Source organism: Actinoplanes sp. CA-252034 (assembly GCF_050956125.1).
In the GTDB taxonomy this organism is placed as follows: domain Bacteria; phylum Actinomycetota; class Actinomycetes; order Mycobacteriales; family Micromonosporaceae; genus Actinoplanes.
This window is the reverse complement of record NZ_CP191846.1, coordinates 5,910,761-5,932,043: the sequence shown is the minus strand read 5'-3', so window position 1 is coordinate 5,932,043 and position 21,283 is coordinate 5,910,761. Positions and strand designations below refer to the sequence as shown.

The 21,283-nt window shown below is 67.9% G+C and carries 23 protein-coding genes and 1 tRNA gene; 8 read left to right on the top strand and 16 right to left on the bottom strand.

Translation table 11 applies throughout. The features are described from left to right. Position 1 precedes the first annotated feature (1 nt). Both ACQPZW_RS27300 and ACQPZW_RS27295 read right to left on the bottom strand, forming a co-directional pair. Positions 2–346: an ArsR/SmtB family transcription factor gene (locus ACQPZW_RS27300; protein ID WP_433788876.1), complete on the bottom strand. Its 345-nt coding sequence runs from the start codon at positions 344–346 to the stop codon at positions 2–4. Between the two features lie 4 nt (positions 347–350). After that, positions 351–701, bottom strand: coding sequence for a VOC family protein (locus ACQPZW_RS27295; RefSeq protein WP_433788875.1), 351 nt, complete (start codon positions 699–701; stop codon positions 351–353). 166 nt (positions 702–867) lie between these two features. Here ACQPZW_RS27295 and ACQPZW_RS27290 point away from each other — a divergent pair, with 166 nt between their 5' ends. Next, a complete protein-coding gene (locus ACQPZW_RS27290; protein ID WP_433788874.1) occupies positions 868–2,028 on the top strand; it encodes a pilus assembly protein TadG-related protein in 1,161 nt (386 codons plus the stop codon). A 105-nt stretch (positions 2,029–2,133) separates the two neighbouring features. Here the strand turns inward: ACQPZW_RS27290 and ACQPZW_RS27285 are convergent, their stop codons facing one another. The 3 genes from ACQPZW_RS27285 to ACQPZW_RS27275 all read right to left on the bottom strand — a co-directional run bounded on the left by ACQPZW_RS27285 (position 2,134) and on the right by ACQPZW_RS27275 (position 3,996). Further along, positions 2,134–2,511 (bottom strand): PRC-barrel domain-containing protein, encoded by a 378-nt coding sequence (locus ACQPZW_RS27285; protein ID WP_433788873.1) that lies wholly within the window; start codon positions 2,509–2,511, stop codon positions 2,134–2,136. 391 nt (positions 2,512–2,902) lie between these two features. Beyond that, positions 2,903–3,286, bottom strand: coding sequence for a VOC family protein (locus ACQPZW_RS27280; RefSeq protein WP_433788872.1), 384 nt, complete (start codon positions 3,284–3,286; stop codon positions 2,903–2,905). A gap of 2 nt (positions 3,287–3,288) precedes the next feature. Then, a complete protein-coding gene (locus tag ACQPZW_RS27275; RefSeq protein WP_433788871.1) occupies positions 3,289–3,996 on the bottom strand; it encodes a MarR family transcriptional regulator in 708 nt (235 codons plus the stop codon). A gap of 42 nt (positions 3,997–4,038) precedes the next feature. Between ACQPZW_RS27275 and ACQPZW_RS27270 the strand changes: the two genes are divergently transcribed. Further along, positions 4,039–5,046 (top strand): AraC family transcriptional regulator ligand-binding domain-containing protein, encoded by a 1,008-nt coding sequence (locus ACQPZW_RS27270; RefSeq protein WP_433788870.1) that lies wholly within the window; start codon positions 4,039–4,041, stop codon positions 5,044–5,046. Here ACQPZW_RS27270 and ACQPZW_RS27265 read toward each other — a convergent pair. The 6 genes from ACQPZW_RS27265 to ACQPZW_RS27240 form a co-directional block, all read right to left on the bottom strand. Beyond that, entirely contained in the window at positions 5,037–5,690 is a 654-nt protein-coding gene (locus ACQPZW_RS27265; protein ID WP_433788869.1) for a histidine phosphatase family protein, read from the bottom strand. The genes ACQPZW_RS27270 and ACQPZW_RS27265 overlap by 10 nt on opposite strands. 1 nt (position 5,691) lies before the next feature. Then, entirely contained in the window at positions 5,692–6,714 is a 1,023-nt protein-coding gene (locus ACQPZW_RS27260; RefSeq protein WP_433788868.1) for a phosphotransferase family protein, read from the bottom strand. Then, positions 6,711–7,445: an SDR family oxidoreductase gene (locus ACQPZW_RS27255; protein WP_433788867.1), complete on the bottom strand. Its 735-nt coding sequence runs from the start codon at positions 7,443–7,445 to the stop codon at positions 6,711–6,713. The genes ACQPZW_RS27260 and ACQPZW_RS27255 overlap by 4 nt, the downstream gene beginning before the upstream one ends. Continuing rightward, positions 7,438–8,211: an SDR family NAD(P)-dependent oxidoreductase gene (locus ACQPZW_RS27250; RefSeq protein WP_433788866.1), complete on the bottom strand. Its 774-nt coding sequence runs from the start codon at positions 8,209–8,211 to the stop codon at positions 7,438–7,440. Before ACQPZW_RS27250 ends, ACQPZW_RS27255 begins: the two co-directional genes overlap by 8 nt. Further along, the gene (locus ACQPZW_RS27245; protein ID WP_433788865.1) at positions 8,208–9,416 is read right to left on the bottom strand and encodes an acyl-CoA dehydrogenase family protein; all 1,209 of its coding nucleotides are present in this window, start codon (positions 9,414–9,416) and stop codon (positions 8,208–8,210) included. Before ACQPZW_RS27245 ends, ACQPZW_RS27250 begins: the two co-directional genes overlap by 4 nt. 2,432 nt (positions 9,417–11,848) lie before the next feature. Then, positions 11,849–12,253 carry a contact-dependent growth inhibition system immunity protein gene (locus ACQPZW_RS27240; RefSeq protein ID WP_433788864.1) on the bottom strand — a complete coding sequence of 135 codons (405 nt, stop codon included), beginning with the start codon at positions 12,251–12,253 and terminating at the stop codon, positions 11,849–11,851. A gap of 385 nt (positions 12,254–12,638) precedes the next feature. Here ACQPZW_RS27240 and ACQPZW_RS27235 point away from each other — a divergent pair, with 385 nt between their 5' ends. Continuing rightward, a complete protein-coding gene (locus ACQPZW_RS27235; protein ID WP_433788863.1) occupies positions 12,639–12,947 on the top strand; it encodes a hypothetical protein in 309 nt (102 codons plus the stop codon). Positions 12,948–13,029: 82 nt separating this feature from the next. Here the strand turns inward: ACQPZW_RS27235 and ACQPZW_RS27230 are convergent, their stop codons facing one another. After that, a complete protein-coding gene (locus ACQPZW_RS27230; protein WP_433788862.1) occupies positions 13,030–13,572 on the bottom strand; it encodes a DUF2716 domain-containing protein in 543 nt (180 codons plus the stop codon). 109 nt (positions 13,573–13,681) lie between these two features. Between ACQPZW_RS27230 and ACQPZW_RS27225 the strand changes: the two genes are divergently transcribed. Both ACQPZW_RS27225 and ACQPZW_RS27220 read left to right on the top strand, forming a co-directional pair. Continuing rightward, entirely contained in the window at positions 13,682–13,903 is a 222-nt protein-coding gene (locus ACQPZW_RS27225) for a hypothetical protein (protein WP_433788861.1), read from the top strand. A gap of 306 nt (positions 13,904–14,209) precedes the next feature. Then, positions 14,210–15,199, top strand: coding sequence for a DUF4240 domain-containing protein (locus ACQPZW_RS27220; RefSeq protein WP_433788860.1), 990 nt, complete (start codon positions 14,210–14,212; stop codon positions 15,197–15,199). Positions 15,200–15,614: 415 nt separating this feature from the next. Here the strand turns inward: ACQPZW_RS27220 and ACQPZW_RS27215 are convergent, their stop codons facing one another. Then, positions 15,615–16,079 carry a hypothetical protein gene (locus ACQPZW_RS27215; protein WP_433788859.1) on the bottom strand — a complete coding sequence of 155 codons (465 nt, stop codon included), beginning with the start codon at positions 16,077–16,079 and terminating at the stop codon, positions 15,615–15,617. A gap of 232 nt (positions 16,080–16,311) precedes the next feature. On the opposite strand from ACQPZW_RS27215, the gene ACQPZW_RS27210 reads away from it, so the two are divergent. The 3 genes from ACQPZW_RS27210 (at position 16,312) to ACQPZW_RS27200 (ending at position 17,610) form a co-directional block, all read left to right on the top strand. Next, positions 16,312–16,857, top strand: coding sequence for a helix-turn-helix domain-containing protein (locus tag ACQPZW_RS27210; protein WP_433788858.1), 546 nt, complete (start codon positions 16,312–16,314; stop codon positions 16,855–16,857). Beyond that, the gene (locus tag ACQPZW_RS27205) at positions 16,782–17,375 is read left to right on the top strand and encodes an IS630 family transposase (RefSeq protein ID WP_433788857.1); all 594 of its coding nucleotides are present in this window, start codon (positions 16,782–16,784) and stop codon (positions 17,373–17,375) included. Before ACQPZW_RS27210 ends, ACQPZW_RS27205 begins: the two co-directional genes overlap by 76 nt. 108 nt (positions 17,376–17,483) lie before the next feature. Further along, positions 17,484–17,610 (top strand) — tRNA-Ser (locus tag ACQPZW_RS27200). A 28-nt stretch (positions 17,611–17,638) separates the two neighbouring features. Here the strand turns inward: ACQPZW_RS27200 and ACQPZW_RS27195 are convergent. The 3 genes from ACQPZW_RS27195 to ACQPZW_RS27185 form a co-directional block, all read right to left on the bottom strand. Further along, positions 17,639–18,802 carry an IS110 family transposase gene (locus ACQPZW_RS27195; protein WP_433788856.1) on the bottom strand — a complete coding sequence of 388 codons (1,164 nt, stop codon included), beginning with the start codon at positions 18,800–18,802 and terminating at the stop codon, positions 17,639–17,641. 263 nt (positions 18,803–19,065) lie between these two features. Beyond that, positions 19,066–19,920, bottom strand: a complete 855-nt coding sequence (locus ACQPZW_RS27190) for a hypothetical protein (protein WP_433788855.1) — start codon at positions 19,918–19,920, stop codon at positions 19,066–19,068. Between the two features lie 175 nt (positions 19,921–20,095). Next, positions 20,096–21,097: a hypothetical protein gene (locus tag ACQPZW_RS27185; RefSeq protein WP_433788854.1), complete on the bottom strand. Its 1,002-nt coding sequence runs from the start codon at positions 21,095–21,097 to the stop codon at positions 20,096–20,098. Positions 21,098–21,283 lie beyond the last annotated feature (186 nt).

Sequence of the window (21,283 nt, the reverse complement as noted above, 5' to 3'; positions counted from 1 at the left end):
CTCAGGCCACGTCCGTCCGCTCTTCTCCGGCCGCCTCCGCCTCGACCAGACGTCGCCCCACGTCGAGCGCGTCACTCCACATCGCATCGAGGAACTCCCGCAGACCGGCCAGGCCCTCCGGCCGGGCCCGGTACATCCGCCGGGTCCCGGCTCGCCGCTCACTGACCAGCCCGGCCTCGCGGAGCACGGTCAGATGCTGACTGATCGCGGTACGAGTCACGTCGAACGCCGCGGCTATCTCCCCGGCCGCCAGCTCGTCGGTGGCGACCAGGCGCAGGATCGCCCGTCGTCGCGGCTCCGCCAGCGCCCGGAAGGCGTCGTCGGTCTCGGACTCGTCCTCGAACATCAGCTCATCCCCACAAACCCACCGGGTTGCCGTCCGGATCGGCGAACACCGCGAACCGACCGTAGTCACCGGGCAGAGCGGCCGGCTCCACCAGGGTCGTCCCGCCGAGCGCGACCGCCTGCTCCAGAGTCTTCTCCAGGTCGTCGACCTGAACGTAGATCTTCACACCGGCCTCCTCCGGGGACTCGGCGGGCCCGATCCCCCCACCGATCGCGCCCTCCCCGGCGCCGGTGTCGACCAGGGCGTAGCCACCCTCCTGGTCGGCGGCCGACCATCCGAACAGGCCGGTGTAGAAGCCGCGCGCCCGCTCCGCGTCGGTGCTGACGATCTCGAAGAACGCCACTGGACGGCCCATGGCCGTACCCCCTTGTCTCGTTGATCCCGGCCATCCGGCCGGGCATCGCTAACGTTAGTCCCCGCTAACGTTAGCGTCAACTGACGGATGGGGCCGAGGAATCGTCGGGCACTTCGATCTTCGAGAGGCGATCCGGGCGGTAGCCGGAAACAGGTAATTTGCCCCTATGCGGCGAGAGGGCGACGAGGGTGCGGTGGCGATCATCGCGGCCATGATGAGCGCCGTCCTCATCTTCGGGATCGGCGCCGTCGTCATCGATGTCGGCCTGCTCTACGCCGAGAAGGAGCAGTTGCAGAGCGGCGCCGACTTCGCGTCGTGGAAGGTGGCGCAGGCCTGCATCGCCGACCCGGCCGTCTGCACCAGCGCCGGGCAGGCCGCCAACGCCCGCACCTACGCGGAGAAGAACGCCAAGGACACCAGGGCCGACGCGCAGGTCTGCGTCAACAACCAGAACTGCCCGGTCTGGGGGACCGCCGCGACCTGCCCGCCGCAGCCGGCGATCACCGGCAACTACGACACCGCGGAGGTACGCACCAGCACCCGCACCACCGACAACACGCGACTCGTGCCCCCGATCTTCGCGCAAGCGCTGACCGGAGGCGCCTACCAGGGCAAACAGGTCGGAGCCTGCGCCCGGGTGGTATGGGGTGTGCCGATCGCGACGAACGCCCTCGCCATGGGCGTCTCCAAATGCGACTGGGACCGGATGACCAACGGCGGCACGAAGTTCTACGCGCTGCCCGGACTGGATCCGCTGCTGCAGCAGACCGGCCTCTACTCGATGCTCGGCCTTCAGCCACCTGTCGACAACGCCATCGCCATCAACAACCCGCTGCTGTCCTGGTGCAAGAACCCGCTCGATCTCACCTCGTCCAGCGGCTATGCGTGGCTGTCGGCGCTGGGCGACTGCCACCTGAACGTGACGACCTCGACCACCGGGTTGCAGAACTGGGTGACAGCGCCCGCGCTGAACCTGCTCTCCGCGATCACCTGCACCGGCGAACTGGCCGAGGCCCGCGCCTCCGGCCAGCCCGTTCTCGTACCGATCTTCGACAGCACGGTCGGCGCCACCAACATCCTGCCGGCCGCGTACCGGATCGTCGGTTTCGCGCCGTTCGTCGTCACCGGCTACACCACGCTGCTCGGCACGCTCGCCAACGTGCCGTCGATCCTCACCAACACCGTGCCCGGCCTCGCCTCCACCCTGTGCGGGCTGCAGCGATGCGTGTACGGCTACTTCACCAAGTCGATCATCCCGAAGCACATGCCCACGCAGTTCGGCACCACGAGGAACTTCGGCCTGACCGTGATCGGGCGCACCGGCTGACACGGCGGCCCGGTCCTGTCTCCTGGGCGCTCGAGCAGTCGCGACCTGCTCGCCGAGCACGCCGGTGTCACCAGGCCGGCGCCGTTCGGCCCGGCTGCCGTCTGGTCAGCCGATGGACCGGCGGCCGGGCAGCCGGGGCCGGAGGATCCGGACGTTCTCGGCGCCGAACCACAGCAGCCCGTAGTGATCGCAGAGCCGTCGCACGTCGTGCGGTGTCAGTGGCTCGTCCGGAGGCGTGTCCACGGCCGGCGCCTCCTTGACGACGGCCCGGGCGAACGGCACCACCAGCCGGTCATCGTCGAGGTGTGCGCCCTCCAGCGGCACCAGCGACTCGGTGCGGCCGAACAGGCCGGTCCGGACCCCGGCCCACGCCGGGCGGCCGGCGTCGTCCTGCCGGATGCGGCCCACAGTGCCGATCCGATCGCCGTCCCGGTCGTGGACGTCGAGGCCGGTCAGGGTGCGGAGCTGATCGGTGGTGATCATGGGGGGCCTCCTCTCGGGGTACGTCAGGATGCCTACCCATGGGCAAATCCGGTCATGCGGCACATTGCGGTGAATGAACGAACCTTCACCCGTCCCCGTGAGCTCACTCCCTCGCCCGTGCGGTCCCACCGCCGGCCGTCGCTCAGAGGGGAGTGGAAGCGACAGTGGGGCGCTGTCATTGGTCGCCCGGCGCGGTATTCGGCACGCTGAGGCTCGGTGGGCGGCGTCTTGCGAGCCGCCGGGTTCGGGTCAGTGGGGTAGCGGGCCGCCGGACAGGACGATCATCACCTCGGCCGCTGCGGCGGCGAGCAGCTCTGCTGTGGGGCCCGCCGCCGGCCGGGCGGCACGAGACTCCACCCGGCCTGTACGGCGCGGGGAAGCGAGCGGACGTTCAGGTGCCGGCCGGCTGGAACAGCTCGACCGGGTTGCCGGCCGGGTCGTCGAGGACGATCTGGCGGCCGCCGGGGCCGCTGATCACGTCGTTGCGGAACGGGACGCCCGCGGCGCGCAGCCGGGTCACCTCGGCGTCGATGTCGTCGACGACCAGATGGATGCGGCTCCACCCGCCGGGCTGCGGCACCCGGCCGTCGGGCATGGCGCGGCCGGCCGAGCTGGCCGGGCCGGAGAGCAGCAGGCGCAGGTTGCCGCGGCGCACGTCGGCGAACGCGGGCAGGAACGTCGTGATCGACTCGAACCCGAGGTGGGCGGTGTAGAAGTCGATCGCGGCCTGGACGTCGTCCACCAGGTAGCGGACGTGGACGGTGCTGTCGCTCATCACTACTCCTCGAGGGTGTGCAGAAAGAAGCCGATCCGCTCGGTGAGCTGGTCGGCGAGACGGTCGAAGTCGGGCGGGTCGGACGGCTCGGGGATGCTCCAGTGCGCCCGCCGTGGGCTGTCGAACGCCGGGCACACCTCCTTGACCCGGTCGCACAGCGTGATCACGTGGTCGAACCGCTCGCCGGTCAGCGAGGACACGTGCGTGGGGCCGGTTTCGGGCGGATCGATCCCGCGTGCGGCGAGAGCGCGTACGGCGTACGGCTGGAGGGGTTTGGGGTTGACGCCCGCGCTGCGGACCCGGACCGTGCCGCCGCTCTGACCCCGCAGGATGGCCTCGGCCATCGGTGATCTCGCGCTGTTGCCGGTGCACAGGAAGAGCACCCGGGCGCGGCGTGGACGCGCGGGCGACGGCGGGCGCAGGCGCAGTGCCGGGTGGAGGGCCGCGCCGGCGCCGGTGAGCAGGGCCGAGCAGCGGGGCAGGTGCAGCGCGTAGTAGGTGTCGCGGCCGTCGGCGCTGCTGCGTCGGGCGGTGATCAGCTCGGCCCGGCGCAGTTTGCCGAGGTGGTAAGAGATCAGATTCTGTGGGCGGCCGAGCCGGGCGGTCAGCTCGTGGACGGCCAGGTCGCTGTGGGCGAGCTCGGTCAACAGCCGCCACCGCAGCGGATGGCCGGCCGCGGTGAGGAACGCCGGAGGCGCGTCGGTCCCCATACCCGCACAATACATCAAACTGATTTGATGTAATCTGCTGCGATGTCCTTGGTGAGGTCGGCGGGGCTGCAGCGGTTCCGGCAGACCGTGGAGGGTCTGGGTGGCGACGCGGATCGGTTCGCGCGTCAGGCCGGCCTGCCGCCCGGCGCTCTCGACGCCGACGACCTGCTCGTCGAGGACACCGCGATCGCCGCGGTGCTGGAGACCGCGGCGGCCGCGTTGCGCTGCCCCGACCTGGGCCTGCGGGTCGCCTCGGCGCAGGAGATGAGCCTGCTCGGCCCGCTGGCCGTGGCGATCCAGAACTCGCCGTCGGTGGCCGACGCCATCGAGTGCACCTCGCGGTACATGTTCGTGCATGCCCGCGACCTGTCACTGTCGGTGGTCTCCGACCCGGACGGGGCGCCCGGCGTGACCGGCTTGCGGTATGCGTTCGGCGCGTGGATCCGGCCGCTGCCGCAGGCCACCGAGATGACCATGCTCTTCCTGCACCGGGCCGTCGGATTCCTGGTCGGAGGTGGGTACGGGTTGCGGTCGGTGGATCTGCCGCACGAGCCGGTCGCCCCGGCCGCCCGCTACACCGAGGCGTTCGGCGCGGCCGTGCGGTTCGCGCGCCCGGCGGCGGTGCTGCGGGTGCCGACCAGCCTGATGCGGCAGCCGCTGGCCGGGGTCGACGCCACACTGCGCGGCCTGGCGCTGGCCTTCCTGGCCCGGCAGTCACCCGGGCCGCGGACCGGGCCGGCCGCCCGGGTGCGGGCCGTCGTGTCACAGGCGCTCGGCACCGGGCCGACCGAGCTGGCCGACGTGGCCCGCGCGCTGGCCGTGCACCCGCGCACCCTGCAGCGGCAGCTCGTCGTGGAGGGGCAGGGGTTCAGCGACATCCTCGACGACGTGCGCCGGGCCCGCGCCCGCGCCTACCTGACCACCACCGACATGCCGTTGGCGCAGGTCAGCCGCCTGCTCGGGTTTGCCGAGCAGGCGGTGCTGAGCCGGTGCGCCCGACGGTGGTGGGGGATGAGCCCGACCGCGTTGCGCAGGCGGGCTCAGCGATAGGTGAGCAGGCGCGGGTCGGCCTCGACGTGGGTGTGCTCGTTGAACGTCGACAGCGACAGGCCGCGGCTCCCGGCGATCACCTTCGTGACGCCGGTGTTGACCGACACCCGGTTCAGCGCCGCCCACCCGGCGGCCGAGCCGGTGGTGAGCAGGCCGGCGGCCATCGCGATCGGGCCGCCCGAGCTGACCACGGCGATGTCGCGGTGAACGCGCAGCAGCTCCCGCACGCGTTCCAGCGCCGCCGTGACCCGCTCCCGGAAGGCGGTGAACGACTCGGCGTACTCCCCATCGTGCTCGCCGGAGGACCACCGGGCCGTCGCCGCCTCGAAGACCTCCTGGAACGCCCTGGCCGTCCCGGTCCGGAAGTCCGGCCGGTGGATCGTCACGACGTGATGGAAGTCGAACTCGTCCCAGCCCGCGTCGACGACCGTCTCGACCGGCTCCTTCAGGCCCTCGACGATCCCGGCGGCCGTCTCGTCGTGGCGGCGCATGGCGCCCCGGACCAGCAGGGCCGGCCGGATGCCGCGCTCCGCGAAAGACCTTCCGAGGGTACGGGCCTGCTCGTGCCCGATCTCGGAGAGCGCGTCGTAGTCGTCGGCGCCGAACGACGCCTGACCGTGGCGGATCAGCAGGAGACGGGGCACCTCAGTCCTTCCGTGCGCGGATGATGCGCAGGCAGCGGCGTTCCAGCATCAGGCTCGCGATCCAGAAGTGCCGGAACGCCGGGTTGCGGGTCTGCCGGTGGTGGTAGCGGTAATAGATCTGCTGCACGATACCGGCGAGCCGGAACAGGCCGAACACCTCGTGGAACGCGGTCATCCGCAGGCCGGTCCACGCGTGGTAGTGCTCGACCACCTCGCGGCGGGTCAGCATGCCGGGCGTGTGGGTCGGCTGCCGCCGGAACGCGCGGAACACCGGCCCGTCGTCGGCCTGCACCCAGTACGCCAGCGCGCTGCCCAGATCCATCAGCGGGTCACCGAGCGTGGCCATCTCCCAGTCGAGCAGCGCCACCGGCCGGGCCGGGTCGTCCGGATCGAAGACCACGTTGTCGAACCGGAAGTCGTTGTGGATCAGGCAGATCCGCTGCTCGGCGGGCTGGTTCGCCTCCAGCCAGCGGATCACCCGCTCGAACGAGCCGACGTTGCGGGTCCGGGCCGCCCGATAGCGCTCCGACCAGCCGGCCACCTGCCGCGCCACGTAGCCGGCCCCCTTGCCCAGGTCACCGAGGCCGGCGGCGGCCGGGTCGATGCCGTGCAGGTCGATCAGCAGATCGACGACGCCGGTGCAGAGCGCGCGCACCCGGTCCGGTGGCAGGTCGACGCCGAGCTCCCGGCGGGGGATGTGGCCGTGGACGCGTTCCATCACGTAGAACGGCGAGCAGATCACCGACTCGTCCTCGCACAGCGCGACCATCTTCGGCACGTACGGGAAGACCGGCGCCAGGGCGGACTGGATCCGGTACTCACGGGACATGTCGTGGGCGGTCGCCGCCTTCCGGCCCGTCGGCGGGCGGCGCAGGATCAGCTCGTGATCCGGCAGGCGCAGCAGATAGGTCAGGTTGGAGGCGCCGCCGGAGAACTGTCGTACCTCCGGTGTGGTTTTCAGGCCGAGCCAGGCGGTCACCGCGTCGACGTCGAAGGCGTCCTCCGCGCGGACCGGCCCGGTCACGCCAGTCGCCGGACGACGGAGAGGGGGAGCAGCCGCATCGCCGCGCCGATCGGCACCCACGGCCACGCCGGGACGTAAGCCTTGGCCTTGCGTTTCTCGATCGCCGCGACCATCGCCCGGACACCCGTGGCGGTGTCGACCATGAAGGGGGTCTTCTGTTGCACGTGCTCGTTCATCTCCGAGCGGATGTAACCGGGGTAGATCACCGACACGTCCACGCCGGGGATCCGCTCCGAGCGCAACCCTTCGGCCAGCGCGGCCACCCCCGCTTTGGTCGCGGCGTAGGTGGTCATCGACCTGCGCATGCCGCGCAGCGCCGACATCGACGAGATGATCACCAGGTGGCCGCCCTTCCGGGCGCGGAAGATCTCCAGCGCCGCCTCGGCCTGGGCCAGCGCACCGAGGAAGTTGACGCGGGCCGTCTCCCGGTTGGCATCCGGCCGGCCGGTGCCCAGCGGTGCTCCCTTGCCGAGCCCGGCGTTGACGATCACCCGGTCGACGCGGCCGAACTCGGCGGCGAACTCACGAAACACCGTGAAGACGGCCTCGTCGTCGGTCACGTCGAGCTCCTTGACGATGACCTTCGTCGGCAGCTCGTCACGCAGCCTCTCGAGCCGGTCGATGCGGCGGGCGCACAGGGCCAGGTCGTAACCCAGGGCCGCGAACTGCCGGGCCATCTCCTCGCCCAGGCCCGCGCTGGCCCCGGTGATCAGGACGACACCCTTACTCATGCGGCACCTCGGCCCGCTCCTCACGGCGGATCTTGGCGCCGAGGGCGAACATCCTCCGGTCGTAGAGGAACCGGGCGAAACGCTTGGCCCGATAGGCTGTGCGCCCGTCCGAGTCGGGCAAGATCAGAAACTTCCGGGCGTCCACGTCGCGCACCACCCGGGCGGCGATCTCGTCGGCGCCCCGGCGCGCCCCGTTGATCAGCCGCACCGCGCCCTGCTCCATCTGCGGGTCGTCCCCGGACAACGACTGCGCCAGGTTGGTCCGGAAGAACGACGGGCACACCACCGAGACCGCCACGCCCCACGGGCCCAGCTCGTAGCGCAACGACTCCGACAGCGCGACCACGGCCGCCTTACTCGCGTTGTAGCTGCTCATCGAAGGGGGATGCATGAGCCCCGCCGCCGACGCCACGTTCACGATGTGGCCCGCGCCCTGCTCCTTGAACAACGGCGTGAACGTGCGGCAGCCGTTGACCGCGCCCAGCACGTTCACCGTCAGAACCCGCTGCCAGTGCTCGGCACTGAGCCGGTCGATCCGCCCGCCGGCGGCGATTCCCGCGTTGTTGACCAGGACGTCCAGGCCGCCGAGCTCGTCACGCACCCGCTCCAGCGCGGTCGCCCAGTCGGTTTCCGAGGTGATGTCGAGGCGCTGGTCGGCGCCCTCGGCGACGTCGGTGACGAGCACCCGGTCGCCGCGCGCTTTCAACACGGCGGCCAGCGCGGCGCCGAGGCCGGAGGCGCCACCGGTGATCAGGACACGTTTCATCGGGCAGCTCCATGGGTGGCGAGTTCGATCCGGGCTATCAGACCACGATGCACCTCGTCCGGCCCGTCGGCGATCCGTACCGCGCGGGCCGCCGTCCACGCCGAGGCGAGCGGGAAGTCACTCGACAGGCCCGCACCGCCGTGGATCTGCATGGCGAAGTCGATCACCTGCTGGGCGACGTTCGGGGCGGCGACCTTGATCTGGCTGACCTCGGACAGCGCGGCGAGAGGGCCGCCGGTGTCGAGTCTCCACGCCGCGTGCTGGATCAGCAGGCGGGTCGAGTTGATGGCGATCCGGGCGTCGGCGACCCGTTCCCGGTTGCCGCCCAGGTTCATGATCGGCTTGCCGAACGCGGTCCGGGCCAGACCACGCTCGCAGGCCAGGTGCAGGGCCCGCTCGGCGAGACCGATCATCCGCATCGCGTGGTGCACCCGGCCCGGCCCGAGCCGCCCCTGCGCGATCGCGAACGCCTGCCCCGGCCCGGCGATGATGTCGGCGGCCGGCACGCGGACCCCGGTGAACGACACCTCACCGTGCCCGAACGGCTCGTCCAGGAAGCCCATCGTGTCCAGCATCCGCTCGACCTTCACACCGGGCGTGTCGATCGGCACGAGCACCATCGAGTGCCGGGCGTGGCGGTTCGCGTCCGGGTCGGTCAGGCCCATCACGATCAGCACCCGGCAGTCCGGGTGACCGACGCCGGTGGTCCACCACTTGCGCCCGTCCAGCACCACCTCGTCACCGTCGAGCACGGCGGTGAGCTGCATGTTCGTGGCGTCCGACGACGCGACTCCCGGCTCGGTCATGGCGAAGCCGCTGCGGATCGTGCCGTCACGCAACGGAGTCAGCCAGCGCTCCTGCTGCTCCGGCGTGCCGTACTTGGCGAGCACCTCCATGTTCCCGGTGTCGGGCGCGTTGCAGTTGAACACGTACGGCGCCAGAAACGACCAGCCGGTCGCCTCCGCGATCGGCGCGTAGTCGACGTTGCTCAACTCCTCGAACAGGTTCCACAGCCCACGCTCGCGCGCCCGTCGCTGCAGCTCACGCACCTCGTCCGGCACCCGCCACGACACCGGCTCACCGGCCCGGCGCGCGGCCGCGGCCCGCTGCTGCAGCACACGCTCCACCGGCTCGATCTCGGCGTCGATGAAGTCCCGCACCGCCCCGGTCAGTTCCGCGGCCCGCGCGGAGGGGGAGAAATCCATCCCCACACGCTAAAACCCGGCCTCCGGCCGAGCTTGATCCAAAGCGACAAACATTTGATTCCGTACGACACCCGAGCGCCCCCGTTCACATCGAGGGGAGCAGGGCTCAGATCCACACCTCCCGGCGACGAGAGCCACAGACCGCGCCGTATCCGCAAGTGTCGATCTCGTTCCGGTCGTCGTCGGCCGGACTCGGTAGTTCGACGAGCGCCCGTCGCCGTACCGCTGATGTTGCTGGTCGTCTCCAGCGTCTGCCAGACGGCTCCCGCCTGCTCCTGGCGGCCACCGCCTTCAACAGCCTGGCGCACAGGATCGTCGGCACCACGAAGCCGTCACGCCGTCCACCGCTTGAAGTGCCCCGCGCCTGTCGGAGCACCGTGACGGCCTCCACCGTTTGGGCTCATCCGCCAGATCCGTCATCCAAACCATCGAATACCGCGACGTCGGCGTGACCCGCGTCAATGGCGGGGTCGACTCCGCCCGCGATGACCGCAGAGCCGAGACAGGCCGCCGAATAGCCGAAGCCGCCGTGACATCGTCTCCGCCGGCTTGGCGCGACCTTAAAAGCCCGCCAATCTTACTGATCTGCCGAGTTGAGTGCGTTCTCGTCGTCCCATTCCAGGGGCAGTAATGGACCGCGTGAGCGAGCAGGGTGTCTCTCTCACCGGTCCGGAAACGTGCGCTTGCGCCGATCACGCATGCCCATCACAGCTCCGGAGACCATCGCGGTCGCCGTGCACAGTCCTGCGAGCAACATAAGCGCGCCGACACCGTAAAGGCCGGTTGTGTCCGAGCGTGCTGCTTGACTTGTCCACGCCGCAGTGAACCCGAGAGTCAGGGCCGCCGACGCTAGCAACGCTCGCACACCGAACAGCTCGGCGCCGACCAAGAGGATCAGTAGTGAGCCGCTGCAACCGGCGATCTGCCACACCTCGTATGGACCTGAATCCAGGCCGGTGGCTGGATCAGTTTGGTACTCGGTATCCCAGCCCAGCCATGCGCGCCACGCCAATGCGGAGAGGGCCGCTACCAGTGCAGTGCCAAGTGCCTGAAACAAGACTCCCCGTTTTGCCGGCACTGAACGTCTCCTGATCGCTGCTTTCGATGCTGCCCTCAATCACAAGCGCGGGCATGCTCGGCGAACCGGCGTTGCCAGTAGGCCGGAAGCCGGCCCGCCCTGCATCTCCAATCTAGGCTTTCGAGTCCGGTCCTCGCGGCAAGAAAACGCGTCATAGCAGCCAACAGATGGCAGGCCATGATCGCGTTCACTGATCTGCCGCGGAGAAGGCGCCGCAATGGCGCTCAGAGCTGGTTCCCTGGCGGCCACGGGTGCGCAACCGTGGGGTCGCGAGTGCCAGTAATGATGTCCCCATGTCGCCGGAGCAGGATTCATCCCTCGTGAGCCCTCGCCCGCCCAGTCGGTGGAGTCCGGCCAGGCTCTTCTGGCCGAGGGCCGGTGAGGTTGATGATCGTACGGTTGCTGGACTTCTCGCCTACCGTGCGCTGATAGAGATACGTGCGGCTGCCAGGAAGCCCTCCCGCCAGCCGCAGACCTCGACGACCGAGGTCCTGGAGTTGATCTCTTTCCTTGCCGATCTCGTGCACAACGCGCCCTTGATGGCTCGGTCTCAGCGACCACGGCGATACCGCCGGACCGGGCCTGCCGGCCGCCGCGAGCAAGCGATGCAGGCGCGGCCGATGAGCTGGACCTGGAATACCGCAGGAGAGTCGGGACGGAAGTGGATGCTGCGCCATATCGCAGACGCTGGATTCCGGTGGACACCGCCACCGCCGTTGCCGACGCCGACGAAGAACTTCGCCGATTGGAATTTGTGGCGACGGCTCCAGGTGCTGGCCGGTTGGCCGGTTGGGACGCCTTCTGGCCGGCGCCCCTTGCCTAAGGCGGCACGAGTGTTGAAGGCTGTGGGACGCGACCAGATGCACGCCCTTTACGAGGAAGCAGGCCGCCACCGACTCGGTCTGGGTTCCAGCAGCCCTGTGCTGTACGCACATCTGGATCCCGATGCCAGGCACTACCTGTTTCCCGACCCAGCCGACTACTACTGGCCTGACGATAGTCGGCGCTGGTGGGAGTGCCGAGTGCTCCTGCAGATGGTCGACGGGGAGCAGGTCACCAGCTCACTTGCGGTTCTCCCAGAGACTTTCACGGCATTGCCATCGAACATCCCTCGAATGCGGCAACGCCGGCTCGCGTTGACCGCTCGCATGCTGGAACGTGATTTCCACCTCTGGCACCGGGACCACGCGGATGTCTGTTCCGCGCATCGATGCGGCTACTCCGCAGAACCGACCCCATGCTGATCGACCAAGTTCTGCACGAAGGCTTCTACCCGCCAGTCCGGCTGCCCTCTTCTGCCGCCGTCCGAGCACGCGGATCTTTCGGCAATATCCGTAGGTAGCCGGAACGCCGGCTACCGAGCAGGCGGCACGTGCTGGCGGACGAGCGACATGACTGCGTCGTGAGAAGTCTTAGGTAGTCCTGCTCCGACCGGATCGAGGTTTGCCAGCGCTGCCGCCAGTTGTTGTCGCCGCTCCGGCATGGAGGCCCATGCCGAGTGCGGTAGTCGTAAGACCACTTCGAGTAGATCGCCGGGGTAGTAGTCGCCCTCGACGAGTGGGTCGGTCACCAGGACGTCCACGGCGAGGGGTAGCAGGATAGACACTGCCAGCCCTTGCCCGAGCATGACCCGAAGGTCCTCGACGGTGAAGTCCGTCAGAGGCTTACGCCGTAATCGCGTGCAGCGTTGAATCAGGGACGAGCCGTCGCCTGAGGGATCGCCCCAATCCTGCCCTTCGATGTGCTGGATCGTCGTCATCCGGCCAGGGTAGCGACGTCGGGAGTGACTGACGGCTTTCCTCGCATCGATCCGAAATTCACAATCGAAGCACTCAACTGCCGCTGACAATCATTTTCTGCCCCTGCCCCTTGGCGGCACGCGTGTAGGGCCGGCACCGAGCCGGCCGGAACCCACGGAGTTGTCGGCGGCTCACCGACAACGTAGTGCTGAATTCATTTGAGGAAGTGAGGCAAGTAGCCGAGTAACGCCTGGTAGGAACGTGGCTATGATCGAGTTGGCGACACACGAGGTGATGGCTCGCCGGGAACTTCTGGAGAGAATCGTTCGAGACGCGCTTGCTGCCGCTGGGCTTCCTGCCGTGTCTCCTAATATGAGTCGTCAACTCGTCTACGGAGGTGCGGAGGTGCGGGTCGACAAGCTCGCGGACTGCCACGCGCCGGTTCGCATCGAATGGCACACCAGCCATGTACTGATGGACGCCGCCATGGCGGCGGGCGTGGGCACGCCAACATTCGATCACTACATGATGGTCCTTGAAGGAATGCTCCGCGTCATGAAGGAGATCCTCTCCTCGGAGGGCTTCGAGACTCGTGACAGCACCAACGACTTCGCGCCGTTCACCATTGAGGTACTCGGTCGCCAAGACGGCACCACTGCCTGGACGACGGCCGGCTATATAAGCAGCCTCAGCTTCCCAGGCGCACCGCACTGATTTGCCGCGAGGTGCGCGCCTGTTTCGACGTGGACGTCAGCGCCGTGATGGGCTCCGCCGGTCCCGGCTACGGCAAACGGGGTCAATTCCTGCGCTTCACAGGCAGCCACATGGCGAACTCCGGGACGAGCACCTCGGTCAGTTCGCTGCCGAACACGCAGATCGTTTGCTCCCAGGGATGGCCGAAGATCCCCTGTTTGAGATCCTGGGTGAGGAACGCGTGGTAGTCGCCGTTGGGGAAAGCCGAGATACGCCACGACTGCCCTTCGACGGCCTGCCGATGAGGCCAGAACCAGTAGGACGTGTGCTGCCAATCGAGAGCGACCAGAGGAAGGTCAGCAGAGAAGACGGTAGTCATGGCGGAGAGAACCTGTTCGTTCAACGCGTCCTCGTCGGCGGAGAAGCCGCCGGCACGTTCGAAGACAGAACTGACGTCGAACGTCACCGAACCGGCTGGCTCCTTGATCGCTGGCCATGTGGCGGGGTCAGTCCCCGGCCGGAAGTGGAAGCGGTCGTCGAACGGAGTCCAGAATTGCTCGTAGTTTCGGATCTGCTGCCATGCATCGTTGTCCCACCCCGGCCCGTTCACGCGACAGATCGTCGCATCCCGGCGCGCTTCGGTCATCCGGGATCCGGCTGGCCATGAGCAAAGCATTCATTTGCCGCTGCGAGTTCGCCGCCGCTGTGCGGATGGTCGGCACCTGCGGACGATGGCAGTACCGCATAATCCAGCGGTGCGATCGATCGAGGGCTGGGTGTCCGAAGGCAACGTGGTTCGGTTCTTGGAGCACGTCAGCAGGTATATCGGGTACGACTACGGTGAACTCGACGAGGTCGCGCTCATCGGAGCGCTTGAACCGACCGACGACGAGTCGCCCGACGGCTGGTTCGACTATCCGTTGGCAGGAACTCCGCCGCTGACTGTGTCGCTGGCCCAGGCAGTCGGGGGAGCGTGATTAGCGTCCGGATGCGTGGTGAGGTCGATCCCATCCTGACCGCCCGGTTCGAGACTCTCCTCGACCTTCTGTAGTCGGTCAGTCGGAGTCCGCAGGGCGAGTGACAAGTCGTGTTCACTCTCATGCCGCCGATAAGGCGCTGTCGGTCACGTGCCCGGCATCTGGGCTGCGGGCACCGAGCGTTGTAGAGACCTTCGCTCCTGTCAGTCGTGGAAATCGAAGCCGGTAGCAGCCGCTAGGTCAACGCGGCTGGTCGATGGCAGCCGATTGTCGCCGCGTGGGCGGGAGTTGTGCGAGCATGCGGCCGTGAACACCGACCAGTGCTGGGAGATCATCGAGGCCGCCCGGGCCGACGCGAACGTGGACTGGGACGACTACGACAGCGAAGCGAAATCCTTCGACGAACTGCTGGGCAATGCTCTCGTGGCCCGGCTGACACGGCTGAGTCTGCCCGAGATCGCCGCATTCGAGGTCCGCTTTTCGCGGCTGCAAGGCCGCGTCGCCGGTCGTGACGGCATTCGCCGCGCGTTCTACCTGCTGACGACCGGCTTCGGCGACGATGGATTCACCGACCTCTGCGCCGGGATGGTCGGCCTCGGGCGATCCTGGTACGACCGGGTCCTCGCCGACCTCGACAACCTGGCCGACCATCCGGCGGTGCAGCGGATGGCGACCGCGGGACTCGACAGGTACGCCTTCATGGCGGAGGGCGTCCAGTTCGCCGCGGACCGAGCCTACGAGGAGGTCACCGGCGACTCGGACGGCCTGTGTGCGGCGATCGACCGGTTCGAGGAGACCCTGCCGGACGACCGTGGGCCGGAGCCGCTGCCCTCGGGGCTGCGGCTGCCTCGCCTGGAGGCCCTTTTCGTCGGGAACCACGCGCTCGCCGACGTGATTCTGCCGGGCGACGTAACCTACCTCGGCACCCCGACAAACGAACCACGATTCGTGGTGGAAGCCTTCACCGAACGCATCAACGATCGGGATCTCGACGGTCTCGCCGCGCTGATGACCGACGATCACACGTTCGTCGACGCCGAGGGCACGACGGTTACCGGCCGGGCGCAGTGCATCGCAGCGTGGCGGCGGTTCTTCGCGGCGTTCCCCGACTACCGAGCCCATGTCGACACGTTGACGGCGGCCGGCGGTGGCGTCCTTGCTGTCGGCGGCCGGTCCGAGTGCAGCGACCTGGCGTTGGCGGGGCCGACCCGCTGGAATGCGGTCGTCGGCTTTGGCAAGGTGGCACGCTGGCAGGTCGAGGCCGTACCGGATCGGCAACCTGCCCACCAGGAGTGACCGACTCTGGTCGGCGCGGAGGGGGCTTGGCGGGCCGGGGTAGGAGCTGGCCGGGGCGAGGCGTTGCGCGGAGGTCCGGAAGTCGGGGGCGATCGGGAGTTGCTGGTGGAGGTCGGCGTCGAGCCAAACGACCGGTGGGTTCCTGGGAGGGCCGGTCGAGGGCCAGCCAGGTGTGGTCGTCACCACTGAGCTGCACGACCGGTGACTGCAGGTCCATTCGCCGATCAGGTAGGCGGTGTCCGGCGGTGAGGTCGCGACCTCGACGGACCGGGGAGGCTTGCCGGTTCGGTGCCGGGCTGAAGGGTGGCCCCCAGGAGCCGCCTATGCTCCGCGAGCTTGATTAATCTGCCGATGAGAGCGCGTTTGAACTGCCAAGTGAATGCGCGCTGGACACTGTCGGCGGCGATCTCATGCACTACCCGGCTGCCATGATGCGAACGATGCTTGCGCCCTCGACTTTGCTGCCTCCTCGCTGCTCGGAGAAGATCAGGTTGTAGTAGCCGGGCTCGGCGTCGAAGGGTATGACAATGCTGCTTACCGGCCTGTCCGCCAGCGAATCGGATGGATGAAGGGGTGTGGCAGCAAACGACTCGGACGCCGTGGTCCCTGTCGTGGCTTGCTTCAGCTCCGCGACGTTATCGAAGGGGCCAACCAGTCGCGCGTTCAATTCGGGGGCAGAGGATCCGGGTGTTCCCTCCTGCGCGGCTACCGCCCAGTGCAGGCTGAACGTTTCGCCAGCCCGGTACTGCTTGTCGATATCCTGCTCGTTGCAGCAGGAGTAGGTCACGACGGTGCCGGTCGGCTGACCCGGCGCGTCATCGGAGCAGGCCGCCAGGGTCATCAACGAAAGTGTTGCCGCCACGACTCGATACAGCCTCATGGCAAGATCATAGGGGCGAACGCACGCCCTAACCTGCGCCGCGCGAAGCGGCGAAGATCCGTTGGACCTCAGGTCAAGTCTGCCGGCCACTAGGCGGATCTGACAGCCGCCGCCCGGCTACCGAAGCGCTGACGATCCCGCTTACTGAGCTATCGGAGTTGAGGTCACTCGCATGTCCATATCGCCGCTTTGGGTGATTCCTAGCTGTATGGCAGCGGTGTCTATTTAGGGCATGCGATACGGGGATGGCGGCGGGGTCGGCCCGCAGCAACGCGCCCGCCGGGAACAGATACGCCGGCAGGCGGCACGCATGTTCGCTGACGGAGTGAGCGCACCGCAGGTGGCCGCCGAGCTGGAGATCTCGACGAAGTCGGCGTACGCGTGGCGGCGGGCCTGGAAGGCCGGCGGTGAACAGGCCCTGGCCTCCAAGGGGGCACCCGGACCCGACCCCGTGCTGTCGGAGGTCCAGGTCCAGAAGCTGATCGACAGACTGGAGCAGGGCCCGGCCGCGGCGGGCTGGGACGAGGACCAGCGCTGGACGCTGGCCCGGGTCCGCACGCTGATCGGCCGGATGTTCCACCTCACCGTCGGCATCGCCACCGTGTGGGAAACGCTGCGCCGCGCTGGCTACACGCCGCAACAGCCGGTCCACCGGGCCGCCGAACGCGACGAGGCCGCCATCGACCATTTCAAGCGGTATCAGTGGCCCGCGGTAAAAGAGTCGCGCGCAGGCTGGGCGCGTGGATCTGCTTCGCCGACGAGTCCGGCATCTCGCTGAGACCAGCCCGGGCCCGGACCTGGGCCCGGCGAGGCACCACCCCGATCGTCACCGTCGCCGGCCGCGGCGGACGCAAACTCTCCCTCGCCGGGATCGTCGCCTACCGCGCCGGACATCAGCCGCGGATCATCTACCGCACCATGGTCCACCGAGGACGAAAAGGCGAGCCGAAAGGCTTCGGCGAAGACCACTTCGCTGACCTGCTCGACGCCGCCCACCAGCATCTCGGCGCGCCGATCGTCCTGCTCTGGGACGGCCTGCCCCAGCACAAGTCCGCCAAGATGCGCGCCCTGATCACCGCCCGACCATGGCTGCGCGTCTACCGCCTCCCCGGCTACGCCCCCGAACTCAACCCCGTCGAGAACATGTGGTCCAGCCTCAAACGCAGCATGGCCAACCTCGCACCCGGCGGCATCGACGACCTGTTCCGGGTGGCGAAGAACCGGCTCAAACGGATGCAGTACCGGCCCAGTCTCGCCTCAGGATTCCTCGCCACCAGCGGTCTGGCACCGCCCTGACCCTGACTCCAAAAGCTCAGTAAAGAGGTACGCTTCTGCCGCCGACAACGCTCGTAGCGCCGAAGTAAACCGGGTGCTGGGTGGAGCCGGTTCCGGCGATACTGCGGCGGGCCGGTGGCAGAGCCGGGTTATTGCAGCGCCGATGAGCCGACAGCTGGGTACGCACGGCGGCTTGAAGCGCGTGGGGCCACTGGCGTGCCATGCCCCACCAGGGGTTCAAATCCCCTCCGGCCCGCAACGCACTGTCATGGCACCCCTCTGTGTCAAGAGGCGGTGAGAAGCGGTGTTCTAAGGTGGTCTTCGGCGGGTTCGGGAAGTGACTTCTCCGAAGTGTCGGCCTTGGGGTTTGGGTCGGCCGCGTTGGATTGCAGAGTCGCCCCCACTTGTCCTCCCGGGCCCGTCCTGAGCCGCTTGGCGTCGGCGGTCATCAGCCGATAGACGACGTCGGAGAGCCGGCGTTTGAGGGCGCGCATGGCTTCCATGGTGGTCTTGCCTTCGGCGAGTTTGCGCCGGTAGTAGCGGCGTCCTTCGGTGTCATTGCGGAGCTGGACGACGGCCATGATGTGCAGAACTCGGTTGATGCGCCGATTCCCGGCCCGCGACAACCGGTGCCGGTTCTGGTCGCCGGAGGACGCGTCAATGGGCGCGGTGCCGTTCCAGGACGCGAAGTGCCCGCGGCTGGTGAACCGGCTGGCATCACCGATGTCGCCGATCAGGCGGGCGGCGCCGGACGGACCGATGCCGTGAAGCGTCCGCAGTCGGCTGCCCGTCGAGTCGACCAGCTCGGTCAGTTCGGCGTTCGCGATCTTGATCTTCTTGTCGATGGTGACGAGCTCGTGGATCAGTTCGGATGCCAGCCAGCGGCGGGTCTTGCCGACGACGTCACGCGGGCGCACGGTGTTGAGCAGCGCCCGCGCCTGCTGAGCGGACAGGAACTTCTTCGCCCCACCCGGCACCAGTTCGAGCAACAGGTGATGCAGCCGGGACACGGCCTCGGTGCGGGCACGGCCAAGCTGATCACGCCGGTCGACCAGCAGCCGCAACGCCACGGTCGTGTCGTCGACGACGACCTGCCGCAGTTCAGAGGTGCGCAAAGCAACGACGGCGACGCTGTGGGCGTCGACCGGGTCGGTCTTGCGGCCTTGGCCGGTGGAGAACACCCGAGCTCGGGCCGACAGCTTCGCCGGGACGTCCAGGACGGTCTCGCCGTCGGCGACCAGGCGCTGGGCGACGTGCCGGCCGATGCCGCTGCAGCCCTCGACGGCCCAGATCCGGTCGGTGTGTTCGCGGCCGGCGGCGAGCATGGCCTGGTAACCGTCGGTGTCGGTGCCGAACCGGCCCTTGGCCAGCACGCGTTCGCGCTGGTCGATAACCTCGATGGTGACGGAACGCTTGTGCGGGTCTACGCCGATGACGACCTGGCCCATCTGGTTACCTCTCCCTCGATCCGATGATGGGTCGACGGGAGGGCAGCGCTACTTTGAGCTGGGCATACCCCTCTTGAGCCACTCCGCGCCGCGGTGACCGGCAGGCGCATGCCATGAGTGAGTCACACCAGACCTGCGATGGACAGCCGCGACAGAGCGATCCCACCGGTCACCTCGACCAAGCCTGGCCGGGCTGCGGTCGTAGATCAATGAAACAAGTAGCCGCACTGTGGGCATGGTGGCGTGCTGTTGAAGGGGCGTCGTCAATTGGTCCCGAGGCCGTGAGTCGGCGCCAGCAGATTGTCGATTGCGGTGTGGAACTCGCCGAAGGTCCGGATCTCCTCAGCTCGGCTTGCATAGCGGCGAAACGCCTCGCTGAAGTGCCCGGCTAACTGGTCGACCTCGTCGATGGCTTCCGGGGTCTTGACGGTGAAATAGCTGGCAGCACCGGCGCCGAGATCGTGCATCACGGCCAAGTTGAGGAAGATGTCACCGGGCTGCAGGATCTCCGTCAGCGCGGGACGATCCGCCTGATCCAAGGTTGAGGCCAACGAGCGGGCCCGGCCCGGATCGCGGAGGGCGAACATCGTGATCTCCGAAGAGGCGTCACCGCTCACCGTTAGAGCGAAGTCGGTCAGGTGACGAAAGCTGAGCAGCTCGAACAGGCCGGCGAATCCAGCGTGTTCTCGTTGCCACGGATCCGGCGCTGGGCGCAGCGGAACGCAGGCGCGGGCCAAAACAAACCCGGTATCCGCGGCGGGCCAATCCGGCTCCTCGACGTTGACTTCGTACTCCCACCTGACCAGCCGAACCGCCTCACGCGTCATGCCCAGCCGCTGAGCCGTCTCGTCCCGGTAGTAAGCCGGAATGGCGAACCGGCTCCGGCCTCTGGTCAACGCCCAGGCCAGCGCCCGCCACACCGCCAGAGCCTCACCGTCGTTGTTGTTGATCGCGTGCCGGAACCAGGGGTTCTGGTCCGCATCGTCGGGATACTCCTGCTCCCACAGACCTCGCCAGATCGGGTTCGGCACATCCGCCTCCCCTGCACGAACCACGTAGCAATGCAGCCCGCCGTGATACGCGTGCTCGAATCTCAGGAACGACTCCAGATGTGCCACTCCATAAGCATGCCGTAGGGGTAACCGCCACTACCGCACGCGGACGGCTACCGAACGGACCGCACCCTCATCTGCCGCGATCCGTGCCCGGACCGGGCCGCCGTCACGGCCGGTGGACGACCACGACATGCCAGCGTGCTGTCGTGACGAGATGAGTACGCCCAGCTTGCTGTATCTACCGATCGAAGGGCCTGACTGACTCGGAAGCGCGTTGCAGATCTTGCGGACACAAAGACGTACGACCAGTTGGGTTCCGGGGGCTGTCACCGCCATCGCACACCCATGCGTCGTTCTCTCTCCTCCACCGGACATGTCGGAAGAAAAGGTTCTTGAATACGAGACTCTCCGCGACTTCTCGAACAACAGGTGATGAACGGTCAACAGCACCGACAAGCGACAGCGCTTGGGCAAGCCAGGCAACGGCTTCGGGGCCGGCGTCCCTGTCACCGATGATGGGCGCAAGCAGGAGGAGGCGACGCGCTATTGAGAGCCGACCTGGGCCACCCACCTGCGCGATGCTCTTCGCCTCTTGCCAGCGCAGCCCAGGCCCCAACAGCGCAGGGGCCAGACTCGCGATCAGTAGCCCTTGTCCAGAAGGTGCAACGAGCCAAAAATCGGTCGTGTGCTCCGCGGGATTCTGCACCCATGCGCACTCCCGCCCCAGATGCCACCGATGCTCTGTGCGGTAGATGATGTACATGACCCCGCCTATCGGCAGTGGGACGGTGAGCACCGGCCATGCGTCCAGCCGCTGGTGAGGCAGTGAACCGGATTCCCATGCCTCTTTCGCGGGCGATCCAAAAATGGCTTCGAGACCGTAAACCTCCCCAATCGCCTCCCCTAGGTGAGCCATCCAGAAGGCTGGCTGATGGAGCAGTGACGACCCGTCTACAGCCCGCGTGCCGGCTGTCGGGTACTGACGACGTTGTTCTTCCTCGACCACACGCTGTGCAGTCGTCCGGTCCACGCCGAAACCCGCCATCAGAGACTCGACGTCCAGCCAACTGCAATCGGGTGGCCGCTTCCGCTCGTCATAGCCGTGAAGCTGCATGCCGCCTTTGTAGCACCACAGAACAGCCGAGGGCTCCATCGACTCAATTCCAGATTCGAACGCATTCTCATGCCGCAGGTAAGGCGTAGATTGCCCCACACCGCCGCCGCCGACCTGAAGGTTCACGCAGTGACGGCCGGACAGTTGATGTCTGTTACTTGGGACTCCAGGTTTGGAAGACTCGGCGGATTTCCTGCGGCCAGCATGAGAGGCGCTGGCCGCGTGCCAGCAGTCCGCTGGCGCTCGATCCTGGATCTGCGGCCACTCCAGTTCGAGCTGGGCGTTAGAGGGCATCTGATCCTCTAAGGGGAT

Excerpts from the sequence above, each read along its gene's own strand:
- ACQPZW_RS27300 (WP_433788876.1), bottom strand. The coding sequence starts at position 346 with ATGTTCGAGGACGAGTCCGAGACCGACGACGCCTTCCGGGCGCTGGCG.
- ACQPZW_RS27295 (WP_433788875.1), bottom strand. The coding sequence starts at position 701 with ATGGGCCGTCCAGTGGCGTTCTTCGAGATCGTCAGCACCGACGCGGAG.
- ACQPZW_RS27290 (WP_433788874.1), top strand. The coding sequence starts at position 868 with ATGCGGCGAGAGGGCGACGAGGGTGCGGTGGCGATCATCGCGGCCATG.
- ACQPZW_RS27285 (WP_433788873.1), bottom strand. The coding sequence starts at position 2,511 with ATGATCACCACCGATCAGCTCCGCACCCTGACCGGCCTCGACGTCCAC.
- ACQPZW_RS27280 (WP_433788872.1), bottom strand. The coding sequence starts at position 3,286 with ATGAGCGACAGCACCGTCCACGTCCGCTACCTGGTGGACGACGTCCAG.
- ACQPZW_RS27275 (WP_433788871.1), bottom strand. The coding sequence starts at position 3,996 with ATGGGGACCGACGCGCCTCCGGCGTTCCTCACCGCGGCCGGCCATCCG.
- ACQPZW_RS27270 (WP_433788870.1), top strand. The coding sequence starts at position 4,039 with ATGTCCTTGGTGAGGTCGGCGGGGCTGCAGCGGTTCCGGCAGACCGTG.
- ACQPZW_RS27255 (WP_433788867.1), bottom strand. The coding sequence starts at position 7,445 with ATGAGTAAGGGTGTCGTCCTGATCACCGGGGCCAGCGCGGGCCTGGGC.
- ACQPZW_RS27250 (WP_433788866.1), bottom strand. The coding sequence starts at position 8,211 with ATGAAACGTGTCCTGATCACCGGTGGCGCCTCCGGCCTCGGCGCCGCG.
- ACQPZW_RS27245 (WP_433788865.1), bottom strand. The coding sequence starts at position 9,416 with ATGGATTTCTCCCCCTCCGCGCGGGCCGCGGAACTGACCGGGGCGGTG.
- ACQPZW_RS27240 (WP_433788864.1), bottom strand. The coding sequence starts at position 12,253 with ATGACGACGATCCAGCACATCGAAGGGCAGGATTGGGGCGATCCCTCA.
- ACQPZW_RS27230 (WP_433788862.1), bottom strand. The coding sequence starts at position 13,572 with ATGACCGAAGCGCGCCGGGATGCGACGATCTGTCGCGTGAACGGGCCG.
- ACQPZW_RS27215 (WP_433788859.1), bottom strand. The coding sequence starts at position 16,079 with ATGAGGCTGTATCGAGTCGTGGCGGCAACACTTTCGTTGATGACCCTG.
- ACQPZW_RS27210 (WP_433788858.1), top strand. The coding sequence starts at position 16,312 with ATGCGATACGGGGATGGCGGCGGGGTCGGCCCGCAGCAACGCGCCCGC.
- ACQPZW_RS27195 (WP_433788856.1), bottom strand. The coding sequence starts at position 18,802 with ATGGGCCAGGTCGTCATCGGCGTAGACCCGCACAAGCGTTCCGTCACC.